Origin of the sequence: Candidatus Lokiarchaeum ossiferum, assembly GCA_025839675.1 — an archaeon.
Lineage (GTDB): Archaea > Asgardarchaeota > Lokiarchaeia > Sigyniarchaeales > Promethearchaeaceae > Lokiarchaeum > Lokiarchaeum ossiferum.
Genome location: CP104013.1, coordinates 3,304,791 through 3,330,637 on the forward strand (window position 1 = coordinate 3,304,791; position 25,847 = coordinate 3,330,637).

At 31.6% G+C, this 25,847-nt stretch carries 28 protein-coding genes and 1 tRNA gene; 14 read left to right on the top strand and 15 right to left on the bottom strand.

Annotated elements, in window-relative coordinates; translation table 11 throughout:
- The first annotated feature begins 15 nt into the window (after nt 1-15).
- From NEF87_RS14055 to NEF87_RS14085, 7 genes are all read left to right on the top strand, one after another.
- On the top strand, nt 16-1,359 hold the full coding sequence (locus tag NEF87_RS14055) for a serine/threonine-protein kinase (protein WP_457916306.1): 1,344 nt from the start codon (nt 16-18) through the stop codon (nt 1,357-1,359).
- 163 nt (nt 1,360-1,522) lie between these two features.
- Nucleotides 1,523-2,233 (top strand): PP2C family protein-serine/threonine phosphatase, encoded by a 711-nt coding sequence (locus tag NEF87_RS14060; protein WP_457920128.1) that lies wholly within the window; start codon nt 1,523-1,525, stop codon nt 2,231-2,233.
- Entirely contained in the window at nt 2,226-3,365 is a 1,140-nt protein-coding gene (locus NEF87_RS14065; protein ID WP_371802030.1) for a metallophosphoesterase family protein, read from the top strand. The genes NEF87_RS14060 and NEF87_RS14065 overlap by 8 nt, the downstream gene beginning before the upstream one ends.
- Nucleotides 3,365-4,570 carry a metallophosphoesterase gene (locus NEF87_RS14070; protein ID WP_457916307.1) on the top strand — a complete coding sequence of 402 codons (1,206 nt, stop codon included), beginning with the start codon at nt 3,365-3,367 and terminating at the stop codon, nt 4,568-4,570. The genes NEF87_RS14065 and NEF87_RS14070 overlap by 1 nt, the downstream gene beginning before the upstream one ends.
- Before the next feature lie 67 nt (nt 4,571-4,637).
- Entirely contained in the window at nt 4,638-6,275 is a 1,638-nt protein-coding gene (gene tgtA / locus NEF87_RS14075) for a tRNA guanosine(15) transglycosylase TgtA (RefSeq protein WP_457916308.1), read from the top strand.
- Entirely contained in the window at nt 6,268-6,753 is a 486-nt protein-coding gene (locus NEF87_RS14080) for a DUF371 domain-containing protein (protein WP_457916309.1), read from the top strand. Before tgtA ends, NEF87_RS14080 begins: the two co-directional genes overlap by 8 nt.
- Nucleotides 6,726-7,862 carry a class I SAM-dependent methyltransferase gene (locus tag NEF87_RS14085; protein WP_457916310.1) on the top strand — a complete coding sequence of 379 codons (1,137 nt, stop codon included), beginning with the start codon at nt 6,726-6,728 and terminating at the stop codon, nt 7,860-7,862. Before NEF87_RS14080 ends, NEF87_RS14085 begins: the two co-directional genes overlap by 28 nt.
- 31 nt (nt 7,863-7,893) lie before the next feature.
- Here the strand turns inward: NEF87_RS14085 and NEF87_RS14090 are convergent, their stop codons facing one another.
- Both NEF87_RS14090 and NEF87_RS14095 read right to left on the bottom strand, forming a co-directional pair.
- On the bottom strand, nt 7,894-8,724 hold the full coding sequence (locus NEF87_RS14090; RefSeq protein ID WP_371802035.1) for a hypothetical protein: 831 nt from the start codon (nt 8,722-8,724) through the stop codon (nt 7,894-7,896).
- A 65-nt stretch (nt 8,725-8,789) separates the two neighbouring features.
- Nucleotides 8,790-9,938 (bottom strand): hypothetical protein, encoded by a 1,149-nt coding sequence (locus tag NEF87_RS14095; RefSeq protein WP_457916311.1) that lies wholly within the window; start codon nt 9,936-9,938, stop codon nt 8,790-8,792.
- Between the two features lie 339 nt (nt 9,939-10,277).
- On the opposite strand from NEF87_RS14095, the gene NEF87_RS14100 reads away from it, so the two are divergent.
- Entirely contained in the window at nt 10,278-10,691 is a 414-nt protein-coding gene (locus NEF87_RS14100) for a roadblock/LC7 domain-containing protein (RefSeq protein ID WP_371802037.1), read from the top strand.
- Nucleotides 10,692-10,723: 32 nt separating this feature from the next.
- Here the strand turns inward: NEF87_RS14100 and NEF87_RS14105 are convergent.
- Nucleotides 10,724-10,844 (bottom strand) — tRNA-Arg (locus NEF87_RS14105).
- A 103-nt stretch (nt 10,845-10,947) separates the two neighbouring features.
- Between NEF87_RS14105 and NEF87_RS14110 the strand changes: the two genes are divergently transcribed.
- The gene (locus tag NEF87_RS14110; RefSeq protein ID WP_457916312.1) at nt 10,948-11,466 is read left to right on the top strand and encodes an HD domain-containing protein; all 519 of its coding nucleotides are present in this window, start codon (nt 10,948-10,950) and stop codon (nt 11,464-11,466) included.
- A gap of 46 nt (nt 11,467-11,512) precedes the next feature.
- A complete protein-coding gene (locus NEF87_RS14115; RefSeq protein ID WP_457916313.1) occupies nt 11,513-12,040 on the top strand; it encodes a hypothetical protein in 528 nt (175 codons plus the stop codon).
- Between the two features lie 10 nt (nt 12,041-12,050).
- On the opposite strand, the gene NEF87_RS14120 is transcribed toward NEF87_RS14115, so the two are convergent.
- The gene (locus NEF87_RS14120; protein WP_457916314.1) at nt 12,051-12,638 is read right to left on the bottom strand and encodes a gamma carbonic anhydrase family protein; all 588 of its coding nucleotides are present in this window, start codon (nt 12,636-12,638) and stop codon (nt 12,051-12,053) included.
- Nucleotides 12,639-12,971: 333 nt separating this feature from the next.
- Between NEF87_RS14120 and NEF87_RS14125 the strand changes: the two genes are divergently transcribed.
- Nucleotides 12,972-13,886, top strand: coding sequence for a transcription initiation factor IIB (locus NEF87_RS14125; protein WP_371802041.1), 915 nt, complete (start codon nt 12,972-12,974; stop codon nt 13,884-13,886).
- 21 nt (nt 13,887-13,907) lie between these two features.
- Here NEF87_RS14125 and NEF87_RS14130 read toward each other — a convergent pair whose 3' ends face one another.
- The 3 genes from NEF87_RS14130 to NEF87_RS14140 form a co-directional block, all read right to left on the bottom strand.
- Entirely contained in the window at nt 13,908-14,864 is a 957-nt protein-coding gene (locus tag NEF87_RS14130; RefSeq protein WP_457916315.1) for an ADP-ribosylation factor-like protein, read from the bottom strand.
- An 81-nt stretch (nt 14,865-14,945) separates the two neighbouring features.
- Nucleotides 14,946-15,281, bottom strand: a complete 336-nt coding sequence (locus tag NEF87_RS14135; RefSeq protein ID WP_371802043.1) for a peptidylprolyl isomerase — start codon at nt 15,279-15,281, stop codon at nt 14,946-14,948.
- Nucleotides 15,268-16,017: a TIGR02253 family HAD-type hydrolase gene (locus NEF87_RS14140; protein WP_457916316.1), complete on the bottom strand. Its 750-nt coding sequence runs from the start codon at nt 16,015-16,017 to the stop codon at nt 15,268-15,270. Before NEF87_RS14140 ends, NEF87_RS14135 begins: the two co-directional genes overlap by 14 nt.
- Nucleotides 16,018-16,163: 146 nt before the next feature.
- Between NEF87_RS14140 and NEF87_RS14145 the strand changes: the two genes are divergently transcribed.
- A complete protein-coding gene (locus NEF87_RS14145) occupies nt 16,164-17,510 on the top strand; it encodes a hypothetical protein (protein WP_457916317.1) in 1,347 nt (448 codons plus the stop codon).
- A 10-nt stretch (nt 17,511-17,520) separates the two neighbouring features.
- Here the strand turns inward: NEF87_RS14145 and NEF87_RS14150 are convergent, their stop codons facing one another.
- Nucleotides 17,521-18,717 carry an inositol-3-phosphate synthase gene (locus NEF87_RS14150; RefSeq protein ID WP_457916318.1) on the bottom strand — a complete coding sequence of 399 codons (1,197 nt, stop codon included), beginning with the start codon at nt 18,715-18,717 and terminating at the stop codon, nt 17,521-17,523.
- A 120-nt stretch (nt 18,718-18,837) separates the two neighbouring features.
- Here NEF87_RS14150 and NEF87_RS14155 point away from each other — a divergent pair, with 120 nt between their 5' ends.
- The gene (locus NEF87_RS14155; RefSeq protein ID WP_457916319.1) at nt 18,838-19,314 is read left to right on the top strand and encodes a hypothetical protein; all 477 of its coding nucleotides are present in this window, start codon (nt 18,838-18,840) and stop codon (nt 19,312-19,314) included.
- A gap of 253 nt (nt 19,315-19,567) precedes the next feature.
- Here NEF87_RS14155 and NEF87_RS14160 read toward each other — a convergent pair whose 3' ends face one another.
- From NEF87_RS14160 to NEF87_RS14190, 7 genes are all read right to left on the bottom strand, one after another.
- The gene (locus NEF87_RS14160) at nt 19,568-19,864 is read right to left on the bottom strand and encodes a hypothetical protein (protein ID WP_371802048.1); all 297 of its coding nucleotides are present in this window, start codon (nt 19,862-19,864) and stop codon (nt 19,568-19,570) included.
- A 141-nt stretch (nt 19,865-20,005) separates the two neighbouring features.
- A complete protein-coding gene (locus tag NEF87_RS14165) occupies nt 20,006-20,440 on the bottom strand; it encodes a hypothetical protein (protein WP_457916320.1) in 435 nt (144 codons plus the stop codon).
- Nucleotide 20,441: 1 nt separating this feature from the next.
- Nucleotides 20,442-20,801, bottom strand: coding sequence for an Rpp14/Pop5 family protein (locus NEF87_RS14170; protein ID WP_371802050.1), 360 nt, complete (start codon nt 20,799-20,801; stop codon nt 20,442-20,444).
- Nucleotides 20,798-21,598, bottom strand: a complete 801-nt coding sequence (locus NEF87_RS14175) for an RNase P subunit p30 family protein (RefSeq protein ID WP_457916321.1) — start codon at nt 21,596-21,598, stop codon at nt 20,798-20,800. The genes NEF87_RS14170 and NEF87_RS14175 overlap by 4 nt, the downstream gene beginning before the upstream one ends.
- Before the next feature lie 17 nt (nt 21,599-21,615).
- Complete coding sequence (locus NEF87_RS14180) at nt 21,616-22,104, bottom strand: RNA-binding domain-containing protein (RefSeq protein ID WP_457916322.1); 489 nt, start codon at nt 22,102-22,104, stop codon at nt 21,616-21,618.
- A gap of 54 nt (nt 22,105-22,158) precedes the next feature.
- Nucleotides 22,159-22,743 carry a 50S ribosomal protein L15e gene (locus tag NEF87_RS14185; protein WP_371802053.1) on the bottom strand — a complete coding sequence of 195 codons (585 nt, stop codon included), beginning with the start codon at nt 22,741-22,743 and terminating at the stop codon, nt 22,159-22,161.
- A gap of 168 nt (nt 22,744-22,911) precedes the next feature.
- Complete coding sequence (locus tag NEF87_RS14190) at nt 22,912-23,604, bottom strand: ADP-ribosylation factor-like protein (RefSeq protein WP_371802054.1); 693 nt, start codon at nt 23,602-23,604, stop codon at nt 22,912-22,914.
- 733 nt (nt 23,605-24,337) lie between these two features.
- Here NEF87_RS14190 and NEF87_RS14195 point away from each other — a divergent pair.
- The gene (locus NEF87_RS14195; RefSeq protein WP_457916323.1) at nt 24,338-25,828 is read left to right on the top strand and encodes a hypothetical protein; all 1,491 of its coding nucleotides are present in this window, start codon (nt 24,338-24,340) and stop codon (nt 25,826-25,828) included.
- Nucleotides 25,829-25,847 lie beyond the last annotated feature (19 nt).

The following is a 25,847-nucleotide window of genomic DNA, read 5'->3' on the forward strand; positions in this document are numbered from 1 at the left end:
AGGGAAAAAATAAAAATGGCAAATCAAGGAATCTTAAAAAAAGGAGAAAAAATCCAGATCAATAAAAATCGATATACTATCGTAAAACAAATTGGTGATGGAGGTTTTGGTGAGGTTTATGAGGGTAAAAATGTTAAAACAGGCCAAAAAGTAGCTATAAAATTGTTTAAATCGGCAGCTTTCACGAATCCAGCGGAATCAAAAATGTATTGGGAACGAGAGAGAGATATTACTGCGGCAACTGGAGGATATCCAAAAAAACATATGGAGTATATTGAATCTTACGAAGATAAAAGCGATCGGAGTAATCCAAAATTTTACATCGTCCTAGGGTTTGTTGAAAATGCAACCACATTGAAAGCTTGGTTCAATGATAATTTAAGATCGGCCAAACCTCTTAGCGTGGAAGATATGATTCAAAAAATATTTTTGCCTCTTTGTGATTTTATGTATTATGCTCAAACGAAAGGGGCAATTCATCGAGATTTTACTTTCAATAATATCATGATTGTTCAAGAAAAAAAAGATCCTCTACCAATTGTGATCGATTGGGGAGGAGGAAAAATGTTTGATCCGGTAACTTTGACAGATGAACCCCCGTTGATTGATGATATGGAAGGATCTGGGACGGTAATAATTACACCTGGCTTTTTTGCTCCAGAAATAATAATGCAAAAACCCCCTTTACCCCAAACAGATATTTATATGTTTGGAGCAGTATTGTTTTATGCTTTAACCAATGGTTATACACGTGTAAAACCTACAATTTCATCAGATTATATTCTTCATCCTCAAGATTATAATATGAATGTATCAGACACCCTAAATGATGTTGTAGAGAAATGCACTCAATATGAACCTAAAGATCGATTTAGAACTTTTAATGAAATAAAGGAGGCATTACAACAACATTTGGATGGAAATATTAGTGGATTAAATCAATTACCATCAATTGAATCGGGTAATTCCTTTATTTTGCGTATTAAAAATAATAATGCAATAGTTCAACTCAACCCTCTGAATATGGCTTTGGAAGATGGGAAGAACATTAGAATTGGCCGAGAATTAATGATAGAATCAGCCGCTTGGAAAGAAGCATATAAAGGAGTATTCAGAGGTATAACACGGTGTAAAGCTAACGGAGTAGATCGCCCTAGAGAACAATTCTTCTTAGGATATAGTAAAGCAAAAAATATTTTTTACATCCATGAAGGGAGAAATTCAAATCCTACCTATCTTAACGGACAACAGTTACCAGCAGGTGAATGGATACCGATTCAAGTTAATAATGAAATTTCAATTAAAAGTACCACAGTCAAAGGAATTTTCGAATTAATTTCAGTTTTAGATCTTAAATAACTATTCAAGGTGAGAAAAAATTTCAAAAAACTATGGAATAATATGTGATGTTGGAGGAAAGGGAAAGGGTAATCAAGATAGTGCATTTTTTACTGAGTTTGATCTAATAATTGCCCCTGGAGATCAAGAATCAAAACAATTTTCATATAAGTGCATTCTCTCGCTGGTTTGTGATGGTGTTTCAGCATCTTCTCATGGTGAAAAAGGGTCAACATTTGTGATTCGGCATCTTTCTTCAAAAATAATGAATTATCTATACACGAATAATTTTCAATTACAAAACGTTCATGAGAGATTACTGAAATATATCAATGAGACTAATTTGGAATTATTACAAGAGTTTAAACAAGAAATTGAAAAGGAAAAAGTACCAAAAACAACTTTAGTTGGAGTATTAGTAATTGGACAGTGGTTATGGACTTTCAATATCGGAGATAGTAGATCTTTTGTAATTAAAGATCTTTTAATCAGTCAAATCTCAGTCGATGATATTGGTACAGGGGCCACACATGAAATAACTCAAGCTTTAGGTCAAGTGCCATTATCTCCACATGTTTCTGTTTTTAATTGGGCATTTGAAGGAGATTATACTGCAGAAAATATAGCATTTGATCACAATTATTATTTTCTTATTTGTTCAGATGGTTTAACTGATAAGGTGAGTAGTGAAGAAATTTTAAAAATTCTAACCGATCCTAATAACGATGGTTCTGTTCAGGAAAAAGTGGAATCATTGTATATTTTAACGATGGAACGAAAGATAGACGATAATGTAAGCATCATTGCAGTAGATCTAGCACAATACTTCAAGAATCTTTCTCCAATCCAAATAATTAAACTATCATACCCCAAGAGGAAGCCAGATAATGAGTGAAAATGAAGAAAAAAAAACCCCCCAAAAATTGATTAATTCCGGATGGAATTTTATTGATTTTCCAAATTCTACTGGTTTTTCTCTTTTGAATGATGAATTAAGAAACGAGATAAATGAAAATAGTCTCAACACATATTATGTTATCATAGATATTTTTGAAAAACTAATAGAACAATGTGGTAATAATTTTGATTTTTCAAATAATAGCATCAACTTTGAGCAATATTTGGATTTTTTTCAAAAAGTAAATTTGATGATACCTAAGTTATCTCATAAAATAATAATTGAAGATATTCACGAAATGGTTTATTTCATTGGTGATACTCACGGAGCAATTAAGGAAACTTATCAATTGATACAATTCTTTGTTAGAAAAATAAGAATTTTCCCAAAGTTAAAAATTATTTTTGTTGGTGATTATGTTGACAGAAATCCAAATGATTTAGAAAACTTAGCATTAATTCTTTCATTTTCTTTACTTTATCCTGAAAATGTAATATTAATTCGCGGAAATCATGAAGACCGCTTAATAAACCAACATTATGGATTTATGGACAATTTACTTAGGACTTTTTATAATCAAGCCGAATACTTGTATGATGAGATTATTCAAATTTTTATGAAATTTCCTATCGCCCACATTAGCCAAATTCATTCGAAAGATGGAAAAACAGCAAGAGTTCTAACAGTACACGGAGGAATACCAATTGATCATGCAAATTTTCTTGAACCAGTAATTTTGGATGAGATCAAGGATTCATTAATATGTGAAGTGGAAGAATCTAAGGATATGGATCCATACACAACCTCGATGTTATGGTCAGATCCTGATGAGATGATCAGAGGAATTTTAACTGGAGATCACCTCCAAGGAAGAACAAGATTTGGAGCACCAGTATTTGACGCATTCATGCAGGGAAATCATTTGGATCTGCTCGTTCGTGGCCATCAGAAATGGTCTGAAGGGTTTAAAATATTGTTTGGTGGGAGACTGTATAGTCTATTTTCAACTGCATCTTATGATGGAAAACCAAGATTTCAACCAAAAATTTTGAAACTCATATATGGGAAAGCACCTAAGTTAATCTCAATTGAGAAAAATTCTTTAGATAGTGAATTGGAGGAAAAATAATGAATAATAAGGACGAATTCGGTGAAATTGATGAGTATAATGATAGAACTAGAAAAATAGGCCATGAATCTTATAAATCACTACAACCTACATTTATCAAGATCGAAGAAACCCAAACTCAGATGATTCTTGATGGAAAAACTCAAAAACTAGGTGAATCGACAGAATCTACAATTGTGGAAGAATTTTGGGAGTATTATTTACAATTTTCTCCATCTAATCTCCCAAATTTTGCATCATATTATGGAAATGAAAGTGCAGAATTGAAAATGACTATTTTGATTCGAGTTTTTCAAGATTTTTGCTTGGAACGAGTGTATCCTCCAAGTTTTCCAGTTCCAATTATTCAAAAAGCATTTAAAAATTCAAAAAACAATTCTTCACATGCAGCAAAATTCTTTTTCGTAGGAGATACTCATGGTTCTATGATCGATACAATGAGATTAGTTCCATTTTTTGTTAAAGAAATCGAAAAAGGAATTTTAAATGACTATAAAGTAAAAATCGTCTTCATTGGAGATTTTATCGACAGGAACGACCTCGATATTCACAACATTCTTTATTTAATGACATTTAATTTACGATACCCCAATAATGTGTTATTATTGCGCGGTAATCATGAAGAAATATCTGTTTGCGCACACTATGGATTTGGAAAGAAAGTGGTAGATAGGTTTTCACAAATGTTATTTGCCTCATTTTGCAATCTTTTTAAGGATTTACCTTTAATGGCAATTTATCACTGTCAACAAGGGAGTGTATTATGTCTCCATGGAGGAATCCCAATATATGTTGATGAAGAGACCGGGAAGTACAAAATACTTAACATTACAACATATCAATATGACAACAGACATGTTTGGTTAGATGATATGGATAAAATATCGCAACAAATTCTTTGGAATGATCCAATTATAAATTATGATCCAGAAAATATGCCACCGTTTTTTACCAGTAAACGAGGAATGGGATATTGGTTCGGAGAAGAAGTTTTCGACGAATTCTGCGAGAAAAATAAGATTAGTTTAATATTTCGAGGGCATCAAGTCTTTTTAGATGGGATTCATAAGGAGTTTCGTCAACGATTTATCACTATTTTTTCAGCAAGCGATTATGCTAAAAAAAAAATTAAAGCACGCTTCATTGAAATGAATTCAGATGATATTTTCAATTACAAAGTCCATGTTATCCAAGATCTACCGTAATTCTTTTTTTTTTTGAGCTTATTGCAAAAGAGAAAACCTCAATTATTTTCAAATCTTTATGTGGTTTATGGGATATTATTCATACGATATTAAAGATTATGATGCTGGTGGGAGAATTGGGCAATTAAAGTTGGGAGATAAAATTCTAGATACTCCAAATTTGTTTCCAGTTGTGAATCCCTTTCGGAATTCAATCTCCCCCCGCCGACTCTATGATCATTTTGGCGCTCAGTGCTTGTTTACTAATGCATATATAATCTATAAAAATCGAGAAAATAATCCTGATATTATTAGTAAAAAACTCCATGAGCACCTAGATTTTCCCGGAATTATCGCAACAGATTCAGGAGGATTTCAAGATTATATGTATGCGGGAGATATAAAACTTACGCCAGAAGAAATTGAACCTTTTCAAGAAAATTTGGGAAGTGATTGTCCTGTTATCCTAGATATACCTGTTCAAACAACTGATTCATATGAAGAAGCGAAATGGAAAGTAGATGTTACTTTGAAAAGAGCAGAAGAGAATATCCAACGAAGAACTAGGACAGATACTGCGTGGTTTGGTCCAATACATGGTTCAATTTATCCTGATTTACTAAAACGAAGTGCACTAGGTATGTCAAAATATGATTATGGCATATATGCAATTGGGGGAATAGTGAAAACTTTTATTGACTATCGTTTTGACCTGGATGTTGCAATATTATTAGAAGTTCGTAAATGGTTAAGAGCTGATCGTCCGTTACACATGTTTGGTTTGGGACTTCCAGCCTTCTTTTCTTTAGCTGTAGCATGTGGAGCAGACACTTTTGATTCGGCAGCATATATTTTATATGCTAAAGATGATCGATACTTTACGTTGACGGGTACACGCAATATAAATGATTTGATTGAATTACCTTGCCATTGCCCTATTTGCACATCTTTTTCAGCAAACGAATTAAAAAAACTACCAAAACAAGAAAGAATTACAGCAGTAGCAGAACACAATTTATATCACTCTTATTCAGAATTAAAAGCAATAAAGCAAGCAATTCATGAGGGGTCTTTGTGGGATTTGGTAGAACATCGAGTCCATGCGCATCCAAAATTGATAAAAGCATTGAAAAAAACACAAGAATATCCCGATTATTTTGATGGCATGATTAACCTAAATAAGACTAGAGGACAAAAATATTTAACTTCGTTTTCGTTCCATAGGGCACATATTAGAAGATATAGAAATAAAGTATCCCATTTTAAAATTCCAAAAGATAGAAACACTGTAATTATTTTACCTGAATTAGATTTGCCAAGTTCAAATGGTATTTCTGTAATAGAATGGATAAAGGAATTAAAAAACATGGAATCTTATGAGAAGAAACAAATAGCTATCATGAGCAACCTCATGGGTTTTATTCCATTAGAATTAAGTGAGATGTTTCCAGCAGGTCAACATGAAGGCTCTGGCGATATTTCTGAAAATAACTCCCATAAAAAAATTATTCTTGAAGACTTGATCAAGATGCTTTCGATAAATGTGAAAACCGTAGATAGCATACAAATACTAATTCCAAAGGAATTCATTTCAGAATATAATGAAGTAGAGCCTTTTGATCCATTTTCCCATATTATTTCATATATAGAACCAGCAATTCAAGAAAGATTTTCTGGTATAAATGTTGCTATTTTTAATTCAATTGAGGAGCTAATAAATGGGTGAAAATAACGAAAAAGCAATTTTAGATGAAATTTATGCCTTTGGACACAAAAATGTTCTAGGAACCCATAGAAGTACTATAGAAATAACAACTGAGAAATTTCTCACACCTAGGGGTAATTGTATTATTGCAACACGAAGTACCAAAGCAGTTGGGAATTTTTCTCCAGAATTAAAAAAAGCGATACAAAAAGGAGCCAAAATCAAGGTTTCTCTCTCAGCTGGCCCATATCAAGATTTTTTCTTTGGTTTTGGAAACAAATTTTTAAATATGACTTCTGAAATATCCATTGTTTTTCGTTTAAGTGAATTTATTTCAGATCGAACTGCATTGATCAATTGTTCGAAAAATGCAGCGGAAATAAACCGAAATTTAATTTCATATCTTCAAAATCCGCATAATCAATTGCATGTTCGATTTTATGAAGAAAAAAAATGTCAAAATGATGAATTATGTCTGAAATTCCCCGAAAATCTTTAATTCTGAGTGTAGACCAGAAGTTTGGAAATATAATAATTCCTTGGTTAAAGGAACAAAATTTAATTAAAACTGAATTCAAAATCATAACTCACCAGTTAAAACTTTATATACCAATCAAAAACCTCCCAGAAAACTTTTCTAAAAAAAAGGAAAAATATTCACTTGAAACTTATTCCATTGATTCAAAAGAAAGCCAACATTTTTTACAGAAAAAGGAGAAAAAGAAAAAAAACTCCTTAAAGGATCTAATTAAGCTTGTAGTTCCTTCTGAATTAAATGCCCTTATTCCAAGATCATTCGATATTTTAGGAAGCATTGCAATCATTGAATTAAATCGAGAAGAACACTTAAAATTAAGACCCTTTATTTTCAAAATTGGAGAATTACTATTGAAAAATAATCCACATTTGGATTCAGTTTATGAAAAAGCCGGAAATATTGATGGGATTTATAGAACACGACATTTTAAATACATTGTAGGAAAAAAATCAACAATCACAGAATACAGAGAAAATCAATGTAGATTTTTAATCGATATAGAACGCACTTTTTTCACACCACGCCTAGCATTTGAGCGCAATCGTATCTCAAATATTGAAATAAATCTCAATAGTAATGGAATAATTTGGGATATGTTTTGTGGGGTTGGACCTTACTTAATTCAAATTGCACGTAAATATCCAAAAAATGAATATATCGGTACCGATATCAACCCTGATGCAATTAGACTCGCAAAGCAAAATGTTGATCTAAATAAAATGAATAAATATAACATTGATTTCGTTAACTTAAATGTTGCAAATATAGGAGAAAATGCCTATCATTATAAATTGAAGGGTAAGGTGGTAAGAATTATCATGAATTTACCAGAAAAAAATATTGAATTTATCAAAATACTCCCAGAATATATTCATCCAAATGGATGTCTGTTGCATATTTATCAGTTTAATGAAAAACGAGAAGATCCCTTGGAAGAGGCGAGAAAAAAACTTGAAATAAATTTGACAAAAGTTAATTTAAAAATAGTTCAAATACTTAGTTCTAGAATTGTGAAGCCATTTTCTCCCGCATTAGAAACGACTGTAATAGACGCAATAATATCAAAATAGGGATTAGAATTAGAATAGAAAAAAAGTAAAATTAAAGCTTTTGACCTTTAATAAATGGATGCATCAAAGCTTGTTTGAATATTGTTACTAAATCTGCAATATTTGAATAAAATCCAGATACCATCCCTTGAGTAATAAAAGCAATACTCACATTTGACCCATTTGAACTAGCCATAAGAAAATTCTTATCTTGATAATTATTGACGTACCATCCTCGATTTTTCCATGTTTCAATTATTGATGAATGTTCTGCGATATCTAATGAAGTTGCTATATTTACAACACAACTTTCAGGTAATTCATTTACTGCCGCAAGAAGACCAGTTTGCTCCATGAATTCAATTGTCGGCACAACAATTCTTAATGAACGGTTTGCTTCTTTAATTCTTTCCATTATGTATTCAATACTACTACTGACATCATACAGTATTCCAGTAGAACCTGTAGCAACGGATGCAATTTTTTCTTCAATTTCTTGTAAGGATTTATCTTTCTCTTCAACTTCTTTTTTAAGTCGGTCTTGTTCAAATGAACTCCCAATTAAACCATCTTGAGCCGCTCTGGATTTTTCCTTGAGTTTTTTCAGTTTTTGATCCTTTTGCAACAAATCCTGCTGCAAATTTGCTAGTTGGGAATGCATTTGCTCACGTTCAGCAGTTATTTGTTTCATTAAATCAATTTTTGCCCAAAGAGCATCATCTTTTTCTTTCGAAACAAGAGTTAGTTTATCAGTAAGTTCCGTAATTCTAACATCTTTCTGTTTGATCGTTTCATCACGTTCATTTACTTTAGTCAGAGTCGAAGTGAATAAAGTATCCATTTTATCGATCTTCCGCGAAATATCATTTAACTGTTCTTCCATATTTTTTACCTTCGTATGTTATTTTTATTCTTTTTTTTGTTATTAAATTTGTAGATTTGGTTTTTTTAATTCAACTTAACTCCCTTGATAAATGGGTTCATAATCGCTTGAGAAAGTAATCTTACCAATTCTTCATTGTTAGAAAAAATTCCCGTAATGTTGTCTTCTTTTTCATCATAAACAGCTAAAGCAGCCGTAATATTGTCTATCGATAAAGCAAATAGCTTTGTTCCTTGATAATTTGTCACTCTAAAATTATTTTCTTGTAAAAGATTTAACATTTGTTTATCATGCTTATGATCCACATTACATGCTAAATTCTTCAAAATATTTTTGGGTAAATCATTAAATACATCAGTTAATCCGAACCTCTCAATAACAGAGAGTTCAGGTAATATAATGCGAATTGTTCTACGAACATTTGTCAATTTAAATTTAAAATGGGCAATTAATGCAGAAATACTTTTATATGTCCCAGTTCCCATAGAAAAGACCTCATCTTCAAGTACTTCTTTTTGTTCTTCACTGGCTTTATCATTTTGTAGCTTTTCTAAACTGAGTTCCAAACTAGCAATTCGTTCTTTATATTTATTTATTTCTGAAGTTTGAATAACTACTTTATCAAGAGAATCATTTTCTTCACTTTGTTTTAAGTCTGCAGAGCTAATACCAAATTTAGTTTCCAACTCGTTCTTTTCTTTTTTTACTTGTTCAAGTTCTGCGATAGTCTCTTGTAATGTAAGATTGATTTTCGATGCTTCTTCCCTAACTTTTTCCATTTCCATGGAAGCTCCTAACAATCCATCTTGAGCAGCTCGAGATTTTTCTTTAGTGGTTTTAATCTTTTGAACATAATCTGCAATTTTTTTTTCTAGATTTGCTACTTGCTCTACTAAAGATACTTTTTCATTTGACATTTTTTCCATAAATGCAGACAATTCCTCAAATTTCTTCACTTTCTCTTCAGATTGTAGCTCAAATTGCTTTCGATACTCTTCTAACTTTTGATCTTTTTCATTGATAAGCAGATCTTTATTTTGCAGTTGTTTTTCTTTAGATAATAAAGATTCTTCCTTAGCCTGCAAAGTTTGATTGGTTGTTTCAACGATACTAGAAAATTGTTTTATTTGTGAATTTAGAGTATCAATTTCTTTAAGTAACCGATTTCTTTCCCGTTCCAAATTTTTCTTTTCATCTTCAAGAACTGAAACCATACTTCGGAAATGTCGTGTATCCGAAGAGGCTTTTGCAGTCTCGTTCATGATTTGATTCATCTTTTCACTCAGATTAAGCAATTTCTCATCTTTATGATCAATTGCACTTTCCTTTTCTTTCAATTTCTTTTCTAGTTTCGATACTTTCTCTTGTAACTCTAAAAATTCTTCCATCATGCTCATAGATTTTTCTCCCCTTATTGATAATATATATTTTTTACAGTAAAAAAATTAATATCATTGAAAGTTTTATTTTAGAAAGTAAAGGTGACTTTTCATCCATAGAAATATTTTTCTTCAGTTGGAATGATTTAGTACCTATAGGATTGCACACAAGACATGACACAATTTGGCGGAGACATTGGATTAGAACCGAGTGATATTATGAAATTGGAACCAGAAATCACTTATATTACTGGAAATACAAATATTGAAGCAATTGCACTGGTTACTGACACAGGATACCAGATCGCTTATGCTAGTCTACCAACATATACCGTAGACTCCGATGCTCTTTCAGGTATTGCTTCTGCACTTATGATGACAGGAAAAATGGCTATGACCAGTGTGTTTAATGAATCTCTTTCGGAAGCAATCATCCGAGCTGATAACGGTTATATTGTTGTTACGAATGCGGGTCGGTTTGTATTAGTAGGTGCAGGAAGAGATATTAAAAATTTGATGAATACAGTGAAAGTTTTCCGTATTGCTGCCCAACGTATTGAAACAAATTTTCCTTCAATTTCCGATTAATTCTACAAAGAAAGAACTCGAAATGAAAATAGCGGGCCCGGCAGGATTCGAACCTGCGACAGCTGGATTAGAAGTCCAGTGCCCTATTGACCATTTTATCGGAATGATTGCATTTTTTTTATCCGAAAAAAAGCCTGGCTAGGCCACGAGCCCTAATTTTCTCTAGTAAGATTAAAGATTTATTTAATTTTGAATTTTTTGGTTTTAATATTGTTAAAAATTCAAATTTTTTAAAAATGAAAGATTCTAGTAATTTATGTCCGATTTAATTCAATTGGCACTTAATTTTGCACAAAAAAAACACTTGGGGCAAAATAGAAAATTTGATGGAACACCATATATCAATCATCCAATAGGGGTTGTAAAGATTTTAAAAGAATATACATCCGATGAAGAGATCATTTGTGCAGCCTATTTACACGACACTGTGGAGGATACAAATACAACCCTTGAAGAAATTCAATCAATCTTCCATCAAAAGATTACATTATTAGTTAAGGAACTAACTACAAATCGAGATATTGAAAAGAAAATGGGAAAACCACAGTATTTAACTCAAAAAATAAATATGATGAGTGAGAAAGCAAAATTGATAAAACTGGCAGATCGATTACATAATGTCTCAGATATTGAAAAAAATCCAATAGAATTTGGAAATAGATATGCCAAAGAGACTGAATTTATTCTAAATAATATCACATTCAACCCAACACATATCTCAGCACTTTTGATTGAGAAAATTTGGGAAAAAATAAATCCAATTTTAGCAAAATGATAAAAATCATTTTATCCAAGATATTAATATAAAAAAAAAGGGAACAATGTTGAAGCTAGAAAAATCTAAAGAAACGGTTTGGTCAATTAAAAGAAAAGATATTGCCGGAAAATTTGTATTAAGATCGACGGAGAGTAGTGGAAAGTTAGTAAAAGTCTCCATATCTTTAGTCAATGAACAAAATACCGAAGTTTCTTTTCAAATGAACTATCTTGAATTTAAAAATTTCTTTGGAATTTTATCGAGTTTTAAGGAGTTAATCGAATCTCCTGAGCACTTGGCTCAAAACCAAAATATATTAGAAGAGGTCCCCATTCTGGAAAAATCTATTAAGTCAGAAAGAATATCTGATGATTTAGATCTTAAAGCCATTTCTGAAACCCTAGATAACTTAGATTTAGGGCTCGCAGCGGTAAAATCTTTAGGCGAAAACAAATTAAAAAGAGATTTAAATATGCCAAATATACCAATCAACCTTAGACAGGCGGAAAAAAAAAAAAATATTCAACAACCGGTAGAACCAAAACCCCAAAAAAGAAAAATGTTGAAGGAAACAGATTGGGATCCTTGGTAAATTGCAATTTTTACTCTCTTTCTTTAATAGTGATTAATTCTCGTAGTAAAGCATTTTCTGTAATCGCATAGGGTTGAAGATTGGGTAATTTTCGCCGCATACGAATGAACATTTCGGTGTAATGTTCAGCACGTTCTTTTTGTTTTAATAAATCATTTCTGGATTGCTCTCGAATAACTGATGCAGGATTTCCTTTCATTATTGCTCTTTCTGCAACAATCATTCCCGACGCTATCGTTGATTCAGCGATAATTACTGCCCCTTCACCAATGGAAGATCTCTCATTAACTAAAACATTTTCCCCAATGGTAATATAATCAGTCATAAAAGTTCCAAAAATACATGTCCCAGTTTCAATTATCGTGTAATTCCCAATATCAATTGGACTTTTATCAGATCTTGTGAACATCATTACTCCATCAAAAATAGTTACATATTGACCAATTGAAATTGGAGCATATTCAGCTCTCATGAAAACTCCAGGCCAAATTACGGAATTAGGACCAATTTTAATATCTCCAACTAAAGTTGCATTTGGAGAAACCCAAGCAGAAGGATCGATTTGTGGTTTTTTATTTTTATATTCTAATAATGGCAATTCCTAGCATCATCTCATTTTTTCTATATTACTAATAATTAAGTTCTTTATCGTTAAAAGATCATTATAATATATTCAAAAAAAAAAAAAATTAGAAAATTCAATCACATTTTTATATATTCAATAATGCACCAATTTGATTTCTTTGATATCAATCTTTTTTTTTGATTTCTATTTTATTTGATGAATTTTCTAGAGGTAAATTATCTGCGGAGAATTTTTTCAGTTAGTTTAAATATATGACCACGATAGTTTTATTAACAATAATTAAAAATTTTAATAAAATAATTAGAGGGTTTTATACCAAAAATATTAACAAAAGGAATAAAAAAAATGAATGAAGTTGCCTTTATCAAAGAAAAAAACATGTTAAATCAAGAAATGGAGTTAAATTATTGCCCTGAGTGTGAATCCAACAATATTATTGTTGATCAAGCTCGGGGAGAAAGTGTTTGTATCAATTGTGGATTAGTAATTTCTCATCATATCATTGATCATGGAAGAGAAGGAAGAAGATCCTTTTCAATGGATGAAAAATCAAAGCGAGATCAAACAGGGAGCCCTGTTTCGGCATTATTGCCTGATTTAGGTTTAGCTACAGTTATCGACACAAATACTGCCCTATCTCAAAGAATGAAGAGAATAATTAAATGGAACACCCGAATGAGTTGGTCCAATCGAAATATGCTTATTGCGGCCACAGAAATTAAAAGAATCGGAAGTTTACTGAACCTTCCTTTAAGAGTTAAGGAATTTGCTGCAAAAATATATCGACAAGCGTTCAAATTAAAATTGCTTAGGGGGAGATCAATTAAAGCTATGGTTGCAGCAAGTTTGTATTATTCTTGCAGAGCAGAACGAATACCTCGAACTTTGCAAGAAATTTTAAAATTTACAGATAGCGATCCTCGGGATGTTAGACGTTGTTATCGTACTCTTATTCGAGAGTTGAAATTGAGTGTCCCAACATTAGATCCTATAATATTAGTACCAAAATATATTACAGCCCTACAATTAGATAATGAAGTTGAAAAAACTGCAATTAAAATAATTAAACTATATTCAAAAAAATATAACATTGCGGGAAGAGATCCTAAAGGAATATTAGCTGCAGCGATTTATGTATCTTGTTTACACCATCATCAAAATCGGTCACAAAGTATTATTGCAAAGACAATACAAGTTACCGAAGTCACTTTACGGTCAAGATTTAAAGAAATCTCAAAAATTATTAGAGTTCAGTTGTAATACATTTTTTTTTTGTTTTCATTATGTTGAAATATTTAATATATTAGATATTTGGGATGCTAATATTGGCAAATAATTTTGACTCAATTGATAGGTCCTTGTATTTTTTGCCAACGTTACTATATTCAATACTTCTCCTTCAGGTATATCAAAAGATTGCATGAAAAGAATTGCAGAATGCTTATTGACAGAGCTATTTTTTTCAATAATATCATAATTTACGTTCAAAATTAAGTTCTGTGAAGAAAATTTCAACTCTTCAATTTCGGACATTGTATAAAGAAATCTAGGCCCAATTTTTTCACAAATTTGTAACAAATGATTATGGTTCGAGTGATTTCCAATTGTTAACATATCATTTGAAAGTATCAATACTGCTAAAGAAGAAGTTATTTTTGTGTATGCTTTTAATTGAGCGGATATCATTTGTGAAACAGGAGATGATTTCATAACGCCTTCAGAAAATAATTTGTATATTGTAGATATATCGTGAATACTCGTTTGGTTTATACTACATGAAAACTTTTTTGAAATTGCAGTAATTTTTGTTGATAAGAATACTATATTTTCTAAGATATTAGGATCCTCCTTGATATCAGGATCATTTTTATGAAAACAGACAACTATCTGGGGATTTTCATCTAATAAAATAAAATTATCCAAGATCTTGAGATAATAATCTAAAGATTCTTTAAATCTATTGGAATCTGTGATATCAATGATATAAAATAAGACAGAAGTATTTGTGAACATATGATACTTTTTTTCAAGGTACCTCTTTCGAAATCTTCCTTGTCCTCCCATGTCCCAAGCGACAAATTTTAGTCCTAATAATGAGGATGTTGTTATATTAGAGCGTTCCAATCCCATCGTAGGAGTACTATTCATGAAAGAAAATTTTTTTTGGAACGAAAGGATTATAGAAGATTTTCCACTATTATCTAAACCTGCAAATAATATTTTTTTTTGAATAACCATGAAGCTTAACCCTCCAAAAGAGATAACTTTTGAAATTGATATTGTTATGACTTTATAAGTGGTTAAAAAATACGAAAAAAATTACTTGGTTCGTTTGATAATGTGATATCCAAATTGAGATTTAACTGGTTCCGAAATTTGTCCAACGCTTAATTTTGTGCACGCATTCCAAAATTCAGAAACCATTTTTTCTTTTCCAAAAACTCCAAGATTTCCTCCTTTATTCTTACTCGAACAAGTTGAGTATTTCACAGCCATATCCCGAAAATCGGCTCCAGCAGCTATATCATCCCTAATTCGCTGAGCTTCAGATAGTTTTTTAACCAGTATATGACTCGCACCGATTTTTCCGCCTTTTATTGCAGAACCACCTTTAGAGGGTGAACCTCCTTTATTTGTATTTTTATTCTTTCCCATTTTGCTCACTTTTTTTATTTTCAACCTTAATTACAGTTGACAAATCATAAAGATTGTTAACATGGTAATCCGGTTTTATTTTATATTTTTGTTTGGTAATATTTGGATCATATTTCGTTCCCCTGTGAATCAAAATCGTAATCATTCCCACAGTTTTCGCAGGTGTAATATCTTTATCTACTCGATCTCCGATATATATTACTTCCTCAGGTTTTAAATTATGTTTTTCTAAAAACAATTCAAACAAGAATGGATTCGGTTTTCGGGCTGCAACTTCATCTGAAATAATAATTTCATCAAGTAAATCTTCAATTTTCATTCTCAATATTTTTTCATATTGTTTTTTGGGGGATCCATCCGTTATTATTGCACTTTTAATACCATTATTTCGCAACTTCTCCAGAGTCTTAATTACATCTTTAAAAGGCTTGAAATGTTTAACTTTTTCCCGATGATATCCCATTATACCAGCAGCAGCATATTTATTGATATTATAGGATTCACTTAACTTTACTTTAGGATCATTTTGCAAACGAATCATTAAATTATCTAAATGAGACTCGCTATTAGAGCCAAATTCTAAAACAACTTCATTTAGAATTTTAATAGCATATTCTTCCTCTACAGGTAAACCATATTTTATCATCATCTGTACTGAGGCTTTCCGTGCTTTTTCAACTAATAAAGTTCCATTAAATAATGTATCATCAAGATCAAATACTACAAATTTAATCATTTTTTATTCCGTATAATTTTTTCAATAACCTATTATTAACCATTAAATTTTAACCATTAAATTTTTTAGCTTATTTTAATCATTTTTTTTTTTAGTTTGAAAATAAGATAATTTTTTAGATTTAAAAACCAATTGATGAATCAGACATGAAAGCTGCAGTTGCAATTAGTTATTTTCATAGAAAAATTGGACCCATGGTTTTTTATTCTTATCCCGAAGATATATTATTAAAAGAAGAAAAAGCACGATTAGCAGATGGAATGGATCAAGCCTATGAAGAAGGGTTTTTTACCCATAAATTCAATGAACTCGCTTCCATGAACTATTATTTCGAGATTGAAAGTCAATTTGCACGTGGAAAAAAAGAGATGTTAATGATTAGTTTTATTATGGATTCTAATCCAAATTCAATTGTTGAAGGGTTAATCATTGATTTTTGCAATGCTTTCGCTGATCGTTTAAAATTGAACAAGGAAATTTATAAAGCCTTTTATAATGCTGATGATGCACAAGTATCTGATGGTGACGAAAAAGATATAAAAAAATACAAAGAAGATTTGCAATTTTGGGTACGCGAATTATATTGGATGGGTATTGAGGAATTAAGGGAAAGAACAGAAGAAGAAAAATGGGCAACGGTCATGGCTAAACCAGAAATTTTTAAGGTGATAAAAAAGATTTCTAAGGGTCCAATATCTTTAGAGGATCTCAAAAAATGGTTTGATACAGTTTTTCCAGCGTTTAGCCTTGAAAAAATATTAGAAGAACTTGAAGAAGAAAAATTCATTTTTGTCAATCAAATAGGGCTAGATAACTATGTATTACTGGTCAAAGAAGTTTTTATTCAGAGAGTGCCTCCCAATTGTATCATTGATTTAGAAGAAGGATCTCCAGGAAATGCGGAATTGACTGTAATTTATATAAATGAAGTTAGGGATTTTTTTGAGTATTATCAGCCTACTCCTCTAGATTCGTTAGAATTGTTTAAATTAATCGCCAATCCCAAAATATATAATGTGATTTCTCAATTGCGAGAAGGTCCCTTGCCTAGGGAAAAGATTATTTCCATGGTTTCAGAATCTTCTTCAAAAGCTTTATTGAAATCTCTTGATTTATTGCAAGAAAATAGTGTGATTCAAGCATTTTCATATAATAACGTCCTTCGGTATATGTTGAAAACAGATATTGTCCTTACAGCAAGCTTCCCAGAGTATTTAAAACGTTTGTTGCCAAAAGAAACTAAAGGCTACATTGCTAGACCATATTCACATCGCACCAATTCACTTACTACTGAAAATGAAAAAAAACAACCCATAAATAAATTAAATTCTATGGATTTTAATCATGAACTGATTTCATCTCATAGTTTAGATGACCAACTTATTGATAATGAACAAGATTTTTTCGATAATGAAATGGGATCAGAATATAAAAAACAAAAAATCGCTGAACTCCAAAAAGATCTTCTTAAAAAATTGATGAATGACGAATAAAAAAAAAAAATTAATTTTTACGTTTACCCTCAATAAATTCTTTTACCCACTCTTTTGCCAAAACATCTGAAGGAGGTTGGATATGAGGATGTTTAAAACTGAAAGAACTGATGGATTCTAGCCTACCCGCAATTTTTCGATTTAATGCTAATTTCATTACTCGTATTATATCACATACTACTCCGGCACTATTGGGAGAATCTTCAACTCTAAGTTTTAAATCAGCCACCAAAGGCAATCCTCCAAATGTAATACCGTTTATTCTTATGTAACAGATTTTTTTATCTTCTAAGAAGGGAACATAGTCTGAAGGACCAATTCTGCAATCAATATCATAAGGTAAACAGCTGGTTACAGCAGATGTTTTTGATTTCCGCTTAGTTGTCAATCTATTTTCCATTTTCATATTTTCAAAATCAGTATTACCACCAATGTTCAATTGATATGTATCTTTTACTACAACTCCACGATCTAAAAATAATTTTGCTAGTACTCGATGGGAGATTGTAGCGCCCACTTGACTTTTAATATCGTCTCCAGCACATGGTAATCCTTTATTCTCAAATTCAGCAACCCAATCTTTATCACCGTCGATATGCTCACTCACAATGAATTCTGGTATGGCATTAATAAATCCACAACTTGCATCAAGAGCCGCTTGAGCATAGGCTCTTGAAGCTTCAAATGACCCAACAGGAAGGAAATTGACCAAGATTTCTGCATTCGATTCTTTTAACACCTTGGCAACATCACATGTTGGAATTTCTTCAGGTTTATAACAATGAAATGAATCTATCATATGAGGTGCACAACCATCTAAAATAGGCCCTGCGCTAACTTTTACTCCGGTGACAGGCATATCTTCATGAGATACAATCGGTTGAACTACGTTTGGGGCTTCATAAATTGCATCACGAATGTCTTTACCAATTTTTAATGAATTAATATCAAAAGCTGCCACAATCTTTATATCTTTGTATAAATATCCCCCCACACTTGGATTCATTAATCCATTGATATAGGAATCTTCTGGTGAAATATTTTTATAGAATTCTATTCCCATTACTAAGGCAGCAGCACAGTTACCTAATCCCGCTATAGCAACGCGAATCTCGTGTTTTCCACTTGTTTGATCATCCGGATTTGCCACGGTACCTAATGACATATCTGAATTAGTGGAAACTTTATCATACACTTTTTCAGGCATTTTTATTCTTTGTAAACTAGTTAAAGCCTGTTTTTAAAGAGATATTTAAAAATTAGTCCTTTTTTAGGGGACAAATAGGATCATTTATATATTTTTGTAGTATATTTTATTTTATACATTATGGTTGAAAAACGAAGGGGAAAAGCACGACTTAAAATTTATATCCCATTTCACAAATGGGAAGAATGGAAAACTCATTTAGAAGAAAACCAACCTTATTCTGTTTTTCACATTAATTTTAGTCAATGGTTAAGATCTTGTTTTCAAAAAGTTCCAAATTCTCAAACAATCCCTCAATATCCAATTCGCCCAAATACTACTTCAAATCTTTGTGCATTTAATACCAAGAAGATTGAAAAAACAATATGGATACCAATAGAAATGAAACATGCTCTTAAAATTAAGAAGGGAGGGCTCAGTCTAAATGCTTTCATTCTTCTTATAATCGATTTACATATATATGGAGGGACAACAGAAAATCAACGAATATTTCAAATTCTTAACCTTCAAGAACGAATTGATGAACTGGATTTAAAACTTCATCAGCTTTCTGATAAAACTTACATCCAATCTCAAGTAATTGATAATAATTTTTAACAATTTCAATTTTTCCTTCATAAAGAGGGATATATATAACAAAAACAACTTAGATAAACATGAGTGGCTCAGCGTGGGGCGACAACATCATCGTTGGTAAACTCCGCTTGTCATAGGATCATCATTGCCTAAGGGTATCATCGATTAACATCGATGAGTACGGCTTGTTTCTCGCGTTGCACCGAAATGCAACAAGTAAAATAAGAATTAATGGAAAAAAGAGTTTATGTTTTGTGATCTTTGCTAAAAAAAATTATACATTTTCATCAATACATTTCAGAAATTTGCGCCCACATTCAGTTATTAAATATTCCATTTTAGGTGTTGCTTCGATTAATTTTAAGTTCAAGAGGACTGGCATTCTTCCAGTTATACAAGCGGGTGGAACTCCCGATAACATTCTAATAGATTCACAATTCTGTGCTCCTCTCGCGATCGCTACTAACATGGCGATTCCATAGTCCCCAAGCAAAAATTTATAGCTTTTTAGTTCTTCAATCTCTTGTTTAGTACAATCAAGATTGTCATCGGATAATTGCGCTGGAGCCATATATTAAAAACTCAAATTTTGTTTATATACATTTCATGAAAGCTTCATTAATGAAAAGTTTTGTGATTGAAAAAACTTTTTCGACATTTTTTTTAGTTACTAAGATTTCTTTTATATCAGGGAATAGTTAATATTTTTCAGTTATTCAATAATTTCTATAGAACATTTTTCAACTTCTGCTATTTTATTAATCTCGAGTGATAAATCAATTGCTTGCTCCCAACTATTCTTCCCAGTTATGTAATTCTCTACTATATACTTTTCATTTTGTGCACTTATACCAGTTGTATGAATAATTTCGTACATTTTTAAAAAAGAAGCAATTCGGGATACTATTTTAGCATTTGAAGAAGTTAATACAATTTTTAATTTCCAAATCAAGGTCGATTTTATCGGATAACAAGTAATTCGTGATAATTTTGGATAAATTGCATAGATTATTAAAAATTTAGTTTTTAGAGAATATAATTGAGGAAGTTTATCTGAAAGCAATAAACTGTCATAAACAGCCTTGCTTCTAATGAAACCTTCAGTTATTGAAGTAATGTCAACATCCACAGGATATTTAGTTTTCAAATTATTTATCATCACGTTTGGGAGGTGCTGTTTTAAAATATTGACGCCATAACTTAAGTGTTTTTTTTATAGTTCCACTAGTTTTTCTCGAATGACAGATAACTGGAATGGAGTTAATTTGTTTGATTAAACTCAAGACAGCAATTACTTCTGATTTAGTTATATTATCACAGCGTAATATCCCGATTCTATGCTCAGAATCCCATCGAATCATCCATAATCCCACATGATAAGTTGTAAATTCTCCATATAAACGAATTAATTTTTTCCAAATCTTCCGAATTACGGCATCTTTTCCGATTTCTGTTGGAATTTCTGTCAATATCTCAAAAAGAATGTATCGTTGTCTAATATACTTCATTTTTTTTCACCTTCTTTAATAATATCAACAATTTCCACCCCTGGTTCAATAAATAGCGATAAATAACGTTTAATGTATCTTAAAAATAATTTTTCTAAATTCTTACTAACCATTTCCTTTGCGAAATATTCCGGAATATGCAAAATTGAAGTGAGTATAGCTACGGTCTCTCTTGGACCTCGAATCAACATTGAATTATTTTTAATATTTTCATGACTCCCCAGAATATAGATATTTGAAATGGGCTTAGCACTTTTAAATAGCCTATATAAAACCCGCAATATTTGGGTCCTTTTAAAATGCTCAACTTCCAATAAAGGTGTTATACTTAAGTCAAACATAATTTGATTTTGGCGCGCTAAAGATATAATTCCCTTTGTTAACGCTTGTTGAAAACGCATACTTGGTATAGATATGATATCAACTCGTCCATCTCTGGCTGCGACTTCTAATGTTTCTTTATGAATCGATTCTACAGCAATTAAAATACGTTTTGAAACCCAAAATGATAGTTTCTGTTTCAGATCATTTGGATTTTTAATAGTTAAAGTAATTCTTGGGATTAGTGCTATAGGTTGATTTAAAGGTTTAATTTGGGGAATTTTTGAAACTGTTATTGGAAAATCTAATTTTAAATTTTCGGAATGATAAAATGAGGATTTTTTATACTCATTATACTCCTTTTCACTCCGTAAATCAATAATTCCTGCTTGATACCCTAATCTAAATGATAAATTTACAACTTTCTGAAGTTCTGTCTGATCTTTCATCCATGGAATACAACTATTAATATACATGCTTTCTTTTTGCCCCTTTATTCTATAAGATGCAATTGTTTGTAATAATCCCTTGCAGCTTCAACTGAAATTGGAATATTAGGTGTTTTATTCTGGATCATTATAATTACTTGAATCGTTTCCGATTTGTTTCCTAGACAAATATGACCCATGGCCGAATTTTGCTTATCTAAACGGAAATAAAATTTGAATTTTTCATCTAACCTTGAATGAAATTCCGAAGCAAGCTTTTCTTTTTCAATTATTGATAAATGATGAGCAAGGTCTTCAAGAGCTTGTTTTATTAATTTCTGAATTTTCAATCGGACTAATAAGGAAGAGATTCGTTGACCATATTGACCGGAACAATGCTCAATAATGAATTCGTTTTCGGTTAAATCAAATGAAAAGAGATTTTGAACTAATTTTTTCACTTTATCAATAGATTCAGTAGCATGAGCATGAGTTCGAATATCTATTTGTCGAATTTTAAATTTTGGAATTCCAGATTGCTCATTTGCTGGCATTAAAAAAGTCCCCTTTCATTGTAGAAATCGAAAAAAAGCGTAAAAGAAAAAAAATTATCGTAAATTGCGATTGGCGCGTAATGATGGTCGAATCTTTTCTGCACCATGGCCTTTATTGCGTAAACCACGAGTTTTTTTACCTGCAGATGTCAATCCGCGATATACACGTCGAGTATTATTTGGTTTACAAATCCAATTAATTTTTGAATCAGAAGCAATAACAGGATGGGAAGGATCTACCATTATCACCTCAATAAAGTGACTTTGTCCATCAGAACCAATTTTATAGGAATTTAAAACTTCTAAGTTTGGGTATTTTTTGGCAGTTCGTTCCTCAGCAATCCATCGAAGACTCTTCTTTGGAGTGATTTTTGAAACGGCTAAATTACCCGCTTTACGACCCATTTTTGGTCGAATTTTGTGCATAGTTCCACGTCTAACTTTTGTAACTGCAACAACATACCCTTGTTTAGCTTTATAACCCACTTCTCTAGCTCGAGGTAAGTTTGTGGGTTTTTCCACCCGAACAGTAGTTGGACCATGTCGAAATTTGATCAACCGTTTCCAAGATTCAGAATTGTGGGAGGTATCATGTTGTTGAAATGTTTCTTTAATATAAGCGTATCCAGATTTAACCATAGTAATAATCATCTATCACTTGCTAATGATAAAATTGAAGTCGACATAATTAAATAAATTTTCGAATTTCCCATCCTCCGATTTAAACTTTGCTTTCAGAAAGAAGAACCAGTATTTTTGATAAAGCGAAAAAAATTTAGAAACCCAAAAATGGAAACACAACGTTTATTATAAATCTGGAACATGAGATGGTAGATTTGGTTTTTTAGTCATATCAGGTGCTTTTCCATTCCCTAAAGCCTGATAAAGTGCTGTTCTTCTTGCTAATTCAGCAAAAATTTGATAAACATTTTGCGCATTTGAATATAGAGCAATCGTTTCATAAACAATTGGATTCCAAGCATGTAATTTTTCCCTAGGAGCAAAGAAGAGATTCTCTTGTGCTAAAATTTGTTCAACTTCTGCTTTTTTCATCGTATTTGGGAGATCTTGTTTGTTGACCATAATTAAAAGTGGTAATTCAGAGATCAGCCGTTGGTTTGAAACATTTTTCAACTCTTTCAAAGATTGAATATTGTCTGCCAATCGAGAACGTTGTGCATCAAAAACAAATATAATTCCATCAGTTCCTGTAAAAATTTTCTTTCTTAAGGGTGAAAAACGTGCCTGGCCAGCCACTGTATAAATATGATAAAATATTTTGGACTGTTTTTTTGATTGAAAAATGCCTCTATCGAAATACAAAGTAGAACCACTTGCCATTGCTATTTTTGTAAGATTTCCAGTTGGTTCAACGGTATCGCTATATTGTTCTTTGGTTAAACGGTATAAAGTATCAATAGCTGTAGTTTTACCGCCACCAGCTGGACCCCAGTAAAGAAGTTTTACAAATACTTCCCCATTTTTATTGATTCTTACCATTTGATGATTTCCTCAGAGAGATTCATTTCCCAAAATTGGCTTTCATATACAAAAACTTAAGTTTGTTAAACAATCTTATTTTGTAAAGATGATCCTATTAAGTTTTTTTGTAATTTGTAGCCTTTAAATTTACTTACTTACAATTTAAATATAAAAAAATTACACTTTTATTGGAGACTTTAATTTGATTAAAAAATATGGGTTTTGTATTCGTTGTAGAGAAAAAATACCATTTAATATTGAAAATCCTTTGTGTGCAGTTTGTGGAGGATCATGTAGCGCTCTAAACCGATTTTCTTCAACAGAAATGAACGATATATTTTGCCATATTTGTGGTGAAAACGATTATGTGTCTTTCAAAAATCCTTTATGTTTTGATTGCAAAAAAAAAAGGAAAGTAAGCTGAGTGAATCGTACTTTTTGTAATTTTCACTTTTTTTAGTAATTTATCACCCATTGGCTTTGAATCCCCCATTTTATACCACATTTAATTTTGTCGAGCAAAAGTGGACACGTTTTTTAGCATTCACAAAATTTCCCGTTTGCTAGGCCAAATTAGTGGATCTTAAATGATCTGATGATGAGCATAAAATCATGCCCAATTTCAAGATTTTAGATAATATAAAAACCAAAACAATTTTATTCTTGTTTTCCTTACACTAATATATTCAATATCTGGGGTGCATCAGCTATTCTAATATTCAAATATCGACGACGGCCTTCAATATATCAAATGCAGTTACATGATTATATCGGTCTGAAATCAACTCAAATACTTGAAATGTGGATTCCAAAGACATATCGCTATGTATATAAAAAATTTAAATGGTTTCCATTCAAGCGTCACGCCCGGAAAGCCCCTTCATTGATAGTTTCTAAATCCCAAACACGATTAGAGCATTATATATACGGAAATATTGCACATATTCTTCCCAAACGGAAGTACTTCATGCGATTTCGCAATCTTGGGCAAACAACTTATGATGATTATGCAAAAGGCATACTTCCGCAGTCAGAGTGGGATATGCTCCACACGCTACCAAAATTTTCAGGATATTTCAATCATATCTTTGAAATGAATGATCTTAGTTACTTTGATAAAATTCAAGATGAATTGGAGATACAGGGAGTTCATTTCAAAGGAATGTTCCTTCATGATATTATCGCATTTGAACTACTTCGTCGCCAGCTTGGATTCAAAGATTATTCAGGTTTAGAAAAAATGTCATATTTTATTGGTGATAATCCTTTGAAGGGGATTTTACATGATTCTTACTACTTTCCCTCCGCGGATGATATCAGTTATATTATGAATCGTATCCCTCTTTCCCGAGTCATGGATTATTTTCATAACTTAGTTCGTGAAGCTATTGATCTTAGGATAATCATTCCTAGAATCATGATTTTTGATGGTCAATTTGTCAGAACGAACTGTAACAACAATAAAAATTCAAAAACAACAAAGTATAATGATAGTGATGCTGGATATTATCGTCATTCAGGGAAGAAGCTTGGTGTTGGATTTGTTCATTGGACACTTTATGCGTATTGTGGGAGCTGGAAACGGGCACTTCCAATACATTTTGAGACTTTTCCAGGCAATATGAACGATAAACCAGCATCCCGCAAAACCTTTACCGCTTTTAATAATCTTAAAATTGGAGAGTGGAAGATGGTGATGGGTGATACAGGTACGTATTGTAAGAAAAGTCTGGAATTTTATCAAGATCGGGGCATTTTTCCTTTGCTTCGTGCACCAAAACACCTTAAAACTCATCCAACTCGGGAATTAAAAAAAGGATTTTGGTTTAATTCCGATTATTTTCCACCTGGATGGACAGAGCAAGACATATTATTAATGTATGCTCAACGACCTTTAGTTGAAGCAGGTCAATCTGCAAACCCTACATTTTATAATCAAAAACGATTAAATACTCGTGGATTGAATATGGCCCACCTTCATCGTACCTTAACATATATACTGGATTTAATGCGAGCAATTACAGCATATAAATTAGGTAGAACTGACTTATTGACGAAATTAAGTGCATTTTCAACTGGAAGGGAGTTTAAAACAAACTCTATGTGGATTAAACTAGCACGAGATTCAGGTTTTTGTCAACTTCAAGAGATTGCTTTAAATCCACGACAAAAAGCATTTTGGGATAAACGTCGGAAGTGGGAAGCAGAATTAAGAAAAAAACGAAAAAACGGTAAATTTTAAGTTTTTAAAATTCACTCAG

Excerpts from the sequence above, each read along its gene's own strand:
- NEF87_RS14110 (WP_457916312.1), top strand. The coding sequence starts at position 10,948 with ATGTCCGATTTAATTCAATTGGCACTTAATTTTGCACAAAAAAAACAC.
- NEF87_RS14145 (WP_457916317.1), top strand. The coding sequence starts at position 16,164 with ATGAAAGCTGCAGTTGCAATTAGTTATTTTCATAGAAAAATTGGACCC.
- NEF87_RS14185 (WP_371802053.1), bottom strand. The coding sequence starts at position 22,743 with ATGGTTAAATCTGGATACGCTTATATTAAAGAAACATTTCAACAACAT.
- NEF87_RS14065 (WP_371802030.1), top strand. The coding sequence starts at position 2,226 with ATGAGTGAAAATGAAGAAAAAAAAACCCCCCAAAAATTGATTAATTCC.
- NEF87_RS14150 (WP_457916318.1), bottom strand. The coding sequence starts at position 18,717 with ATGCCTGAAAAAGTGTATGATAAAGTTTCCACTAATTCAGATATGTCA.
- NEF87_RS14085 (WP_457916310.1), top strand. The coding sequence starts at position 6,726 with ATGTCTGAAATTCCCCGAAAATCTTTAATTCTGAGTGTAGACCAGAAG.
- NEF87_RS14130 (WP_457916315.1), bottom strand. The coding sequence starts at position 14,864 with ATGGTTATTCAAAAAAAAATATTATTTGCAGGTTTAGATAATAGTGGA.
- NEF87_RS14090 (WP_371802035.1), bottom strand. The coding sequence starts at position 8,724 with ATGGAAGAACAGTTAAATGATATTTCGCGGAAGATCGATAAAATGGAT.
- NEF87_RS14155 (WP_457916319.1), top strand. The coding sequence starts at position 18,838 with ATGGTTGAAAAACGAAGGGGAAAAGCACGACTTAAAATTTATATCCCA.
- NEF87_RS14095 (WP_457916311.1), bottom strand. The coding sequence starts at position 9,938 with ATGGTTTCAGTTCTTGAAGATGAAAAGAAAAATTTGGAACGGGAAAGA.
- NEF87_RS14195 (WP_457916323.1), top strand. The coding sequence starts at position 24,338 with ATGCAGTTACATGATTATATCGGTCTGAAATCAACTCAAATACTTGAA.
- NEF87_RS14140 (WP_457916316.1), bottom strand. The coding sequence starts at position 16,017 with ATGATTAAATTTGTAGTATTTGATCTTGATGATACATTATTTAATGGA.
- NEF87_RS14170 (WP_371802050.1), bottom strand. The coding sequence starts at position 20,801 with ATGAAGTATATTAGACAACGATACATTCTTTTTGAGATATTGACAGAA.
- NEF87_RS14180 (WP_457916322.1), bottom strand. The coding sequence starts at position 22,104 with ATGCCAGCAAATGAGCAATCTGGAATTCCAAAATTTAAAATTCGACAA.
- NEF87_RS14080 (WP_457916309.1), top strand. The coding sequence starts at position 6,268 with ATGGGTGAAAATAACGAAAAAGCAATTTTAGATGAAATTTATGCCTTT.
- NEF87_RS14175 (WP_457916321.1), bottom strand. The coding sequence starts at position 21,598 with ATGTATATTAATAGTTGTATTCCATGGATGAAAGATCAGACAGAACTT.
- NEF87_RS14125 (WP_371802041.1), top strand. The coding sequence starts at position 12,972 with ATGAATGAAGTTGCCTTTATCAAAGAAAAAAACATGTTAAATCAAGAA.
- NEF87_RS14160 (WP_371802048.1), bottom strand. The coding sequence starts at position 19,864 with ATGGCTCCAGCGCAATTATCCGATGACAATCTTGATTGTACTAAACAA.
- NEF87_RS14055 (WP_457916306.1), top strand. The coding sequence starts at position 16 with ATGGCAAATCAAGGAATCTTAAAAAAAGGAGAAAAAATCCAGATCAAT.
- tgtA (WP_457916308.1), top strand. The coding sequence starts at position 4,638 with ATGGGATATTATTCATACGATATTAAAGATTATGATGCTGGTGGGAGA.
- NEF87_RS14070 (WP_457916307.1), top strand. The coding sequence starts at position 3,365 with ATGAATAATAAGGACGAATTCGGTGAAATTGATGAGTATAATGATAGA.
- NEF87_RS14115 (WP_457916313.1), top strand. The coding sequence starts at position 11,513 with ATGTTGAAGCTAGAAAAATCTAAAGAAACGGTTTGGTCAATTAAAAGA.
- NEF87_RS14135 (WP_371802043.1), bottom strand. The coding sequence starts at position 15,281 with ATGGGAAAGAATAAAAATACAAATAAAGGAGGTTCACCCTCTAAAGGT.
- NEF87_RS14190 (WP_371802054.1), bottom strand. The coding sequence starts at position 23,604 with ATGGTAAGAATCAATAAAAATGGGGAAGTATTTGTAAAACTTCTTTAC.
- NEF87_RS14100 (WP_371802037.1), top strand. The coding sequence starts at position 10,278 with ATGACACAATTTGGCGGAGACATTGGATTAGAACCGAGTGATATTATG.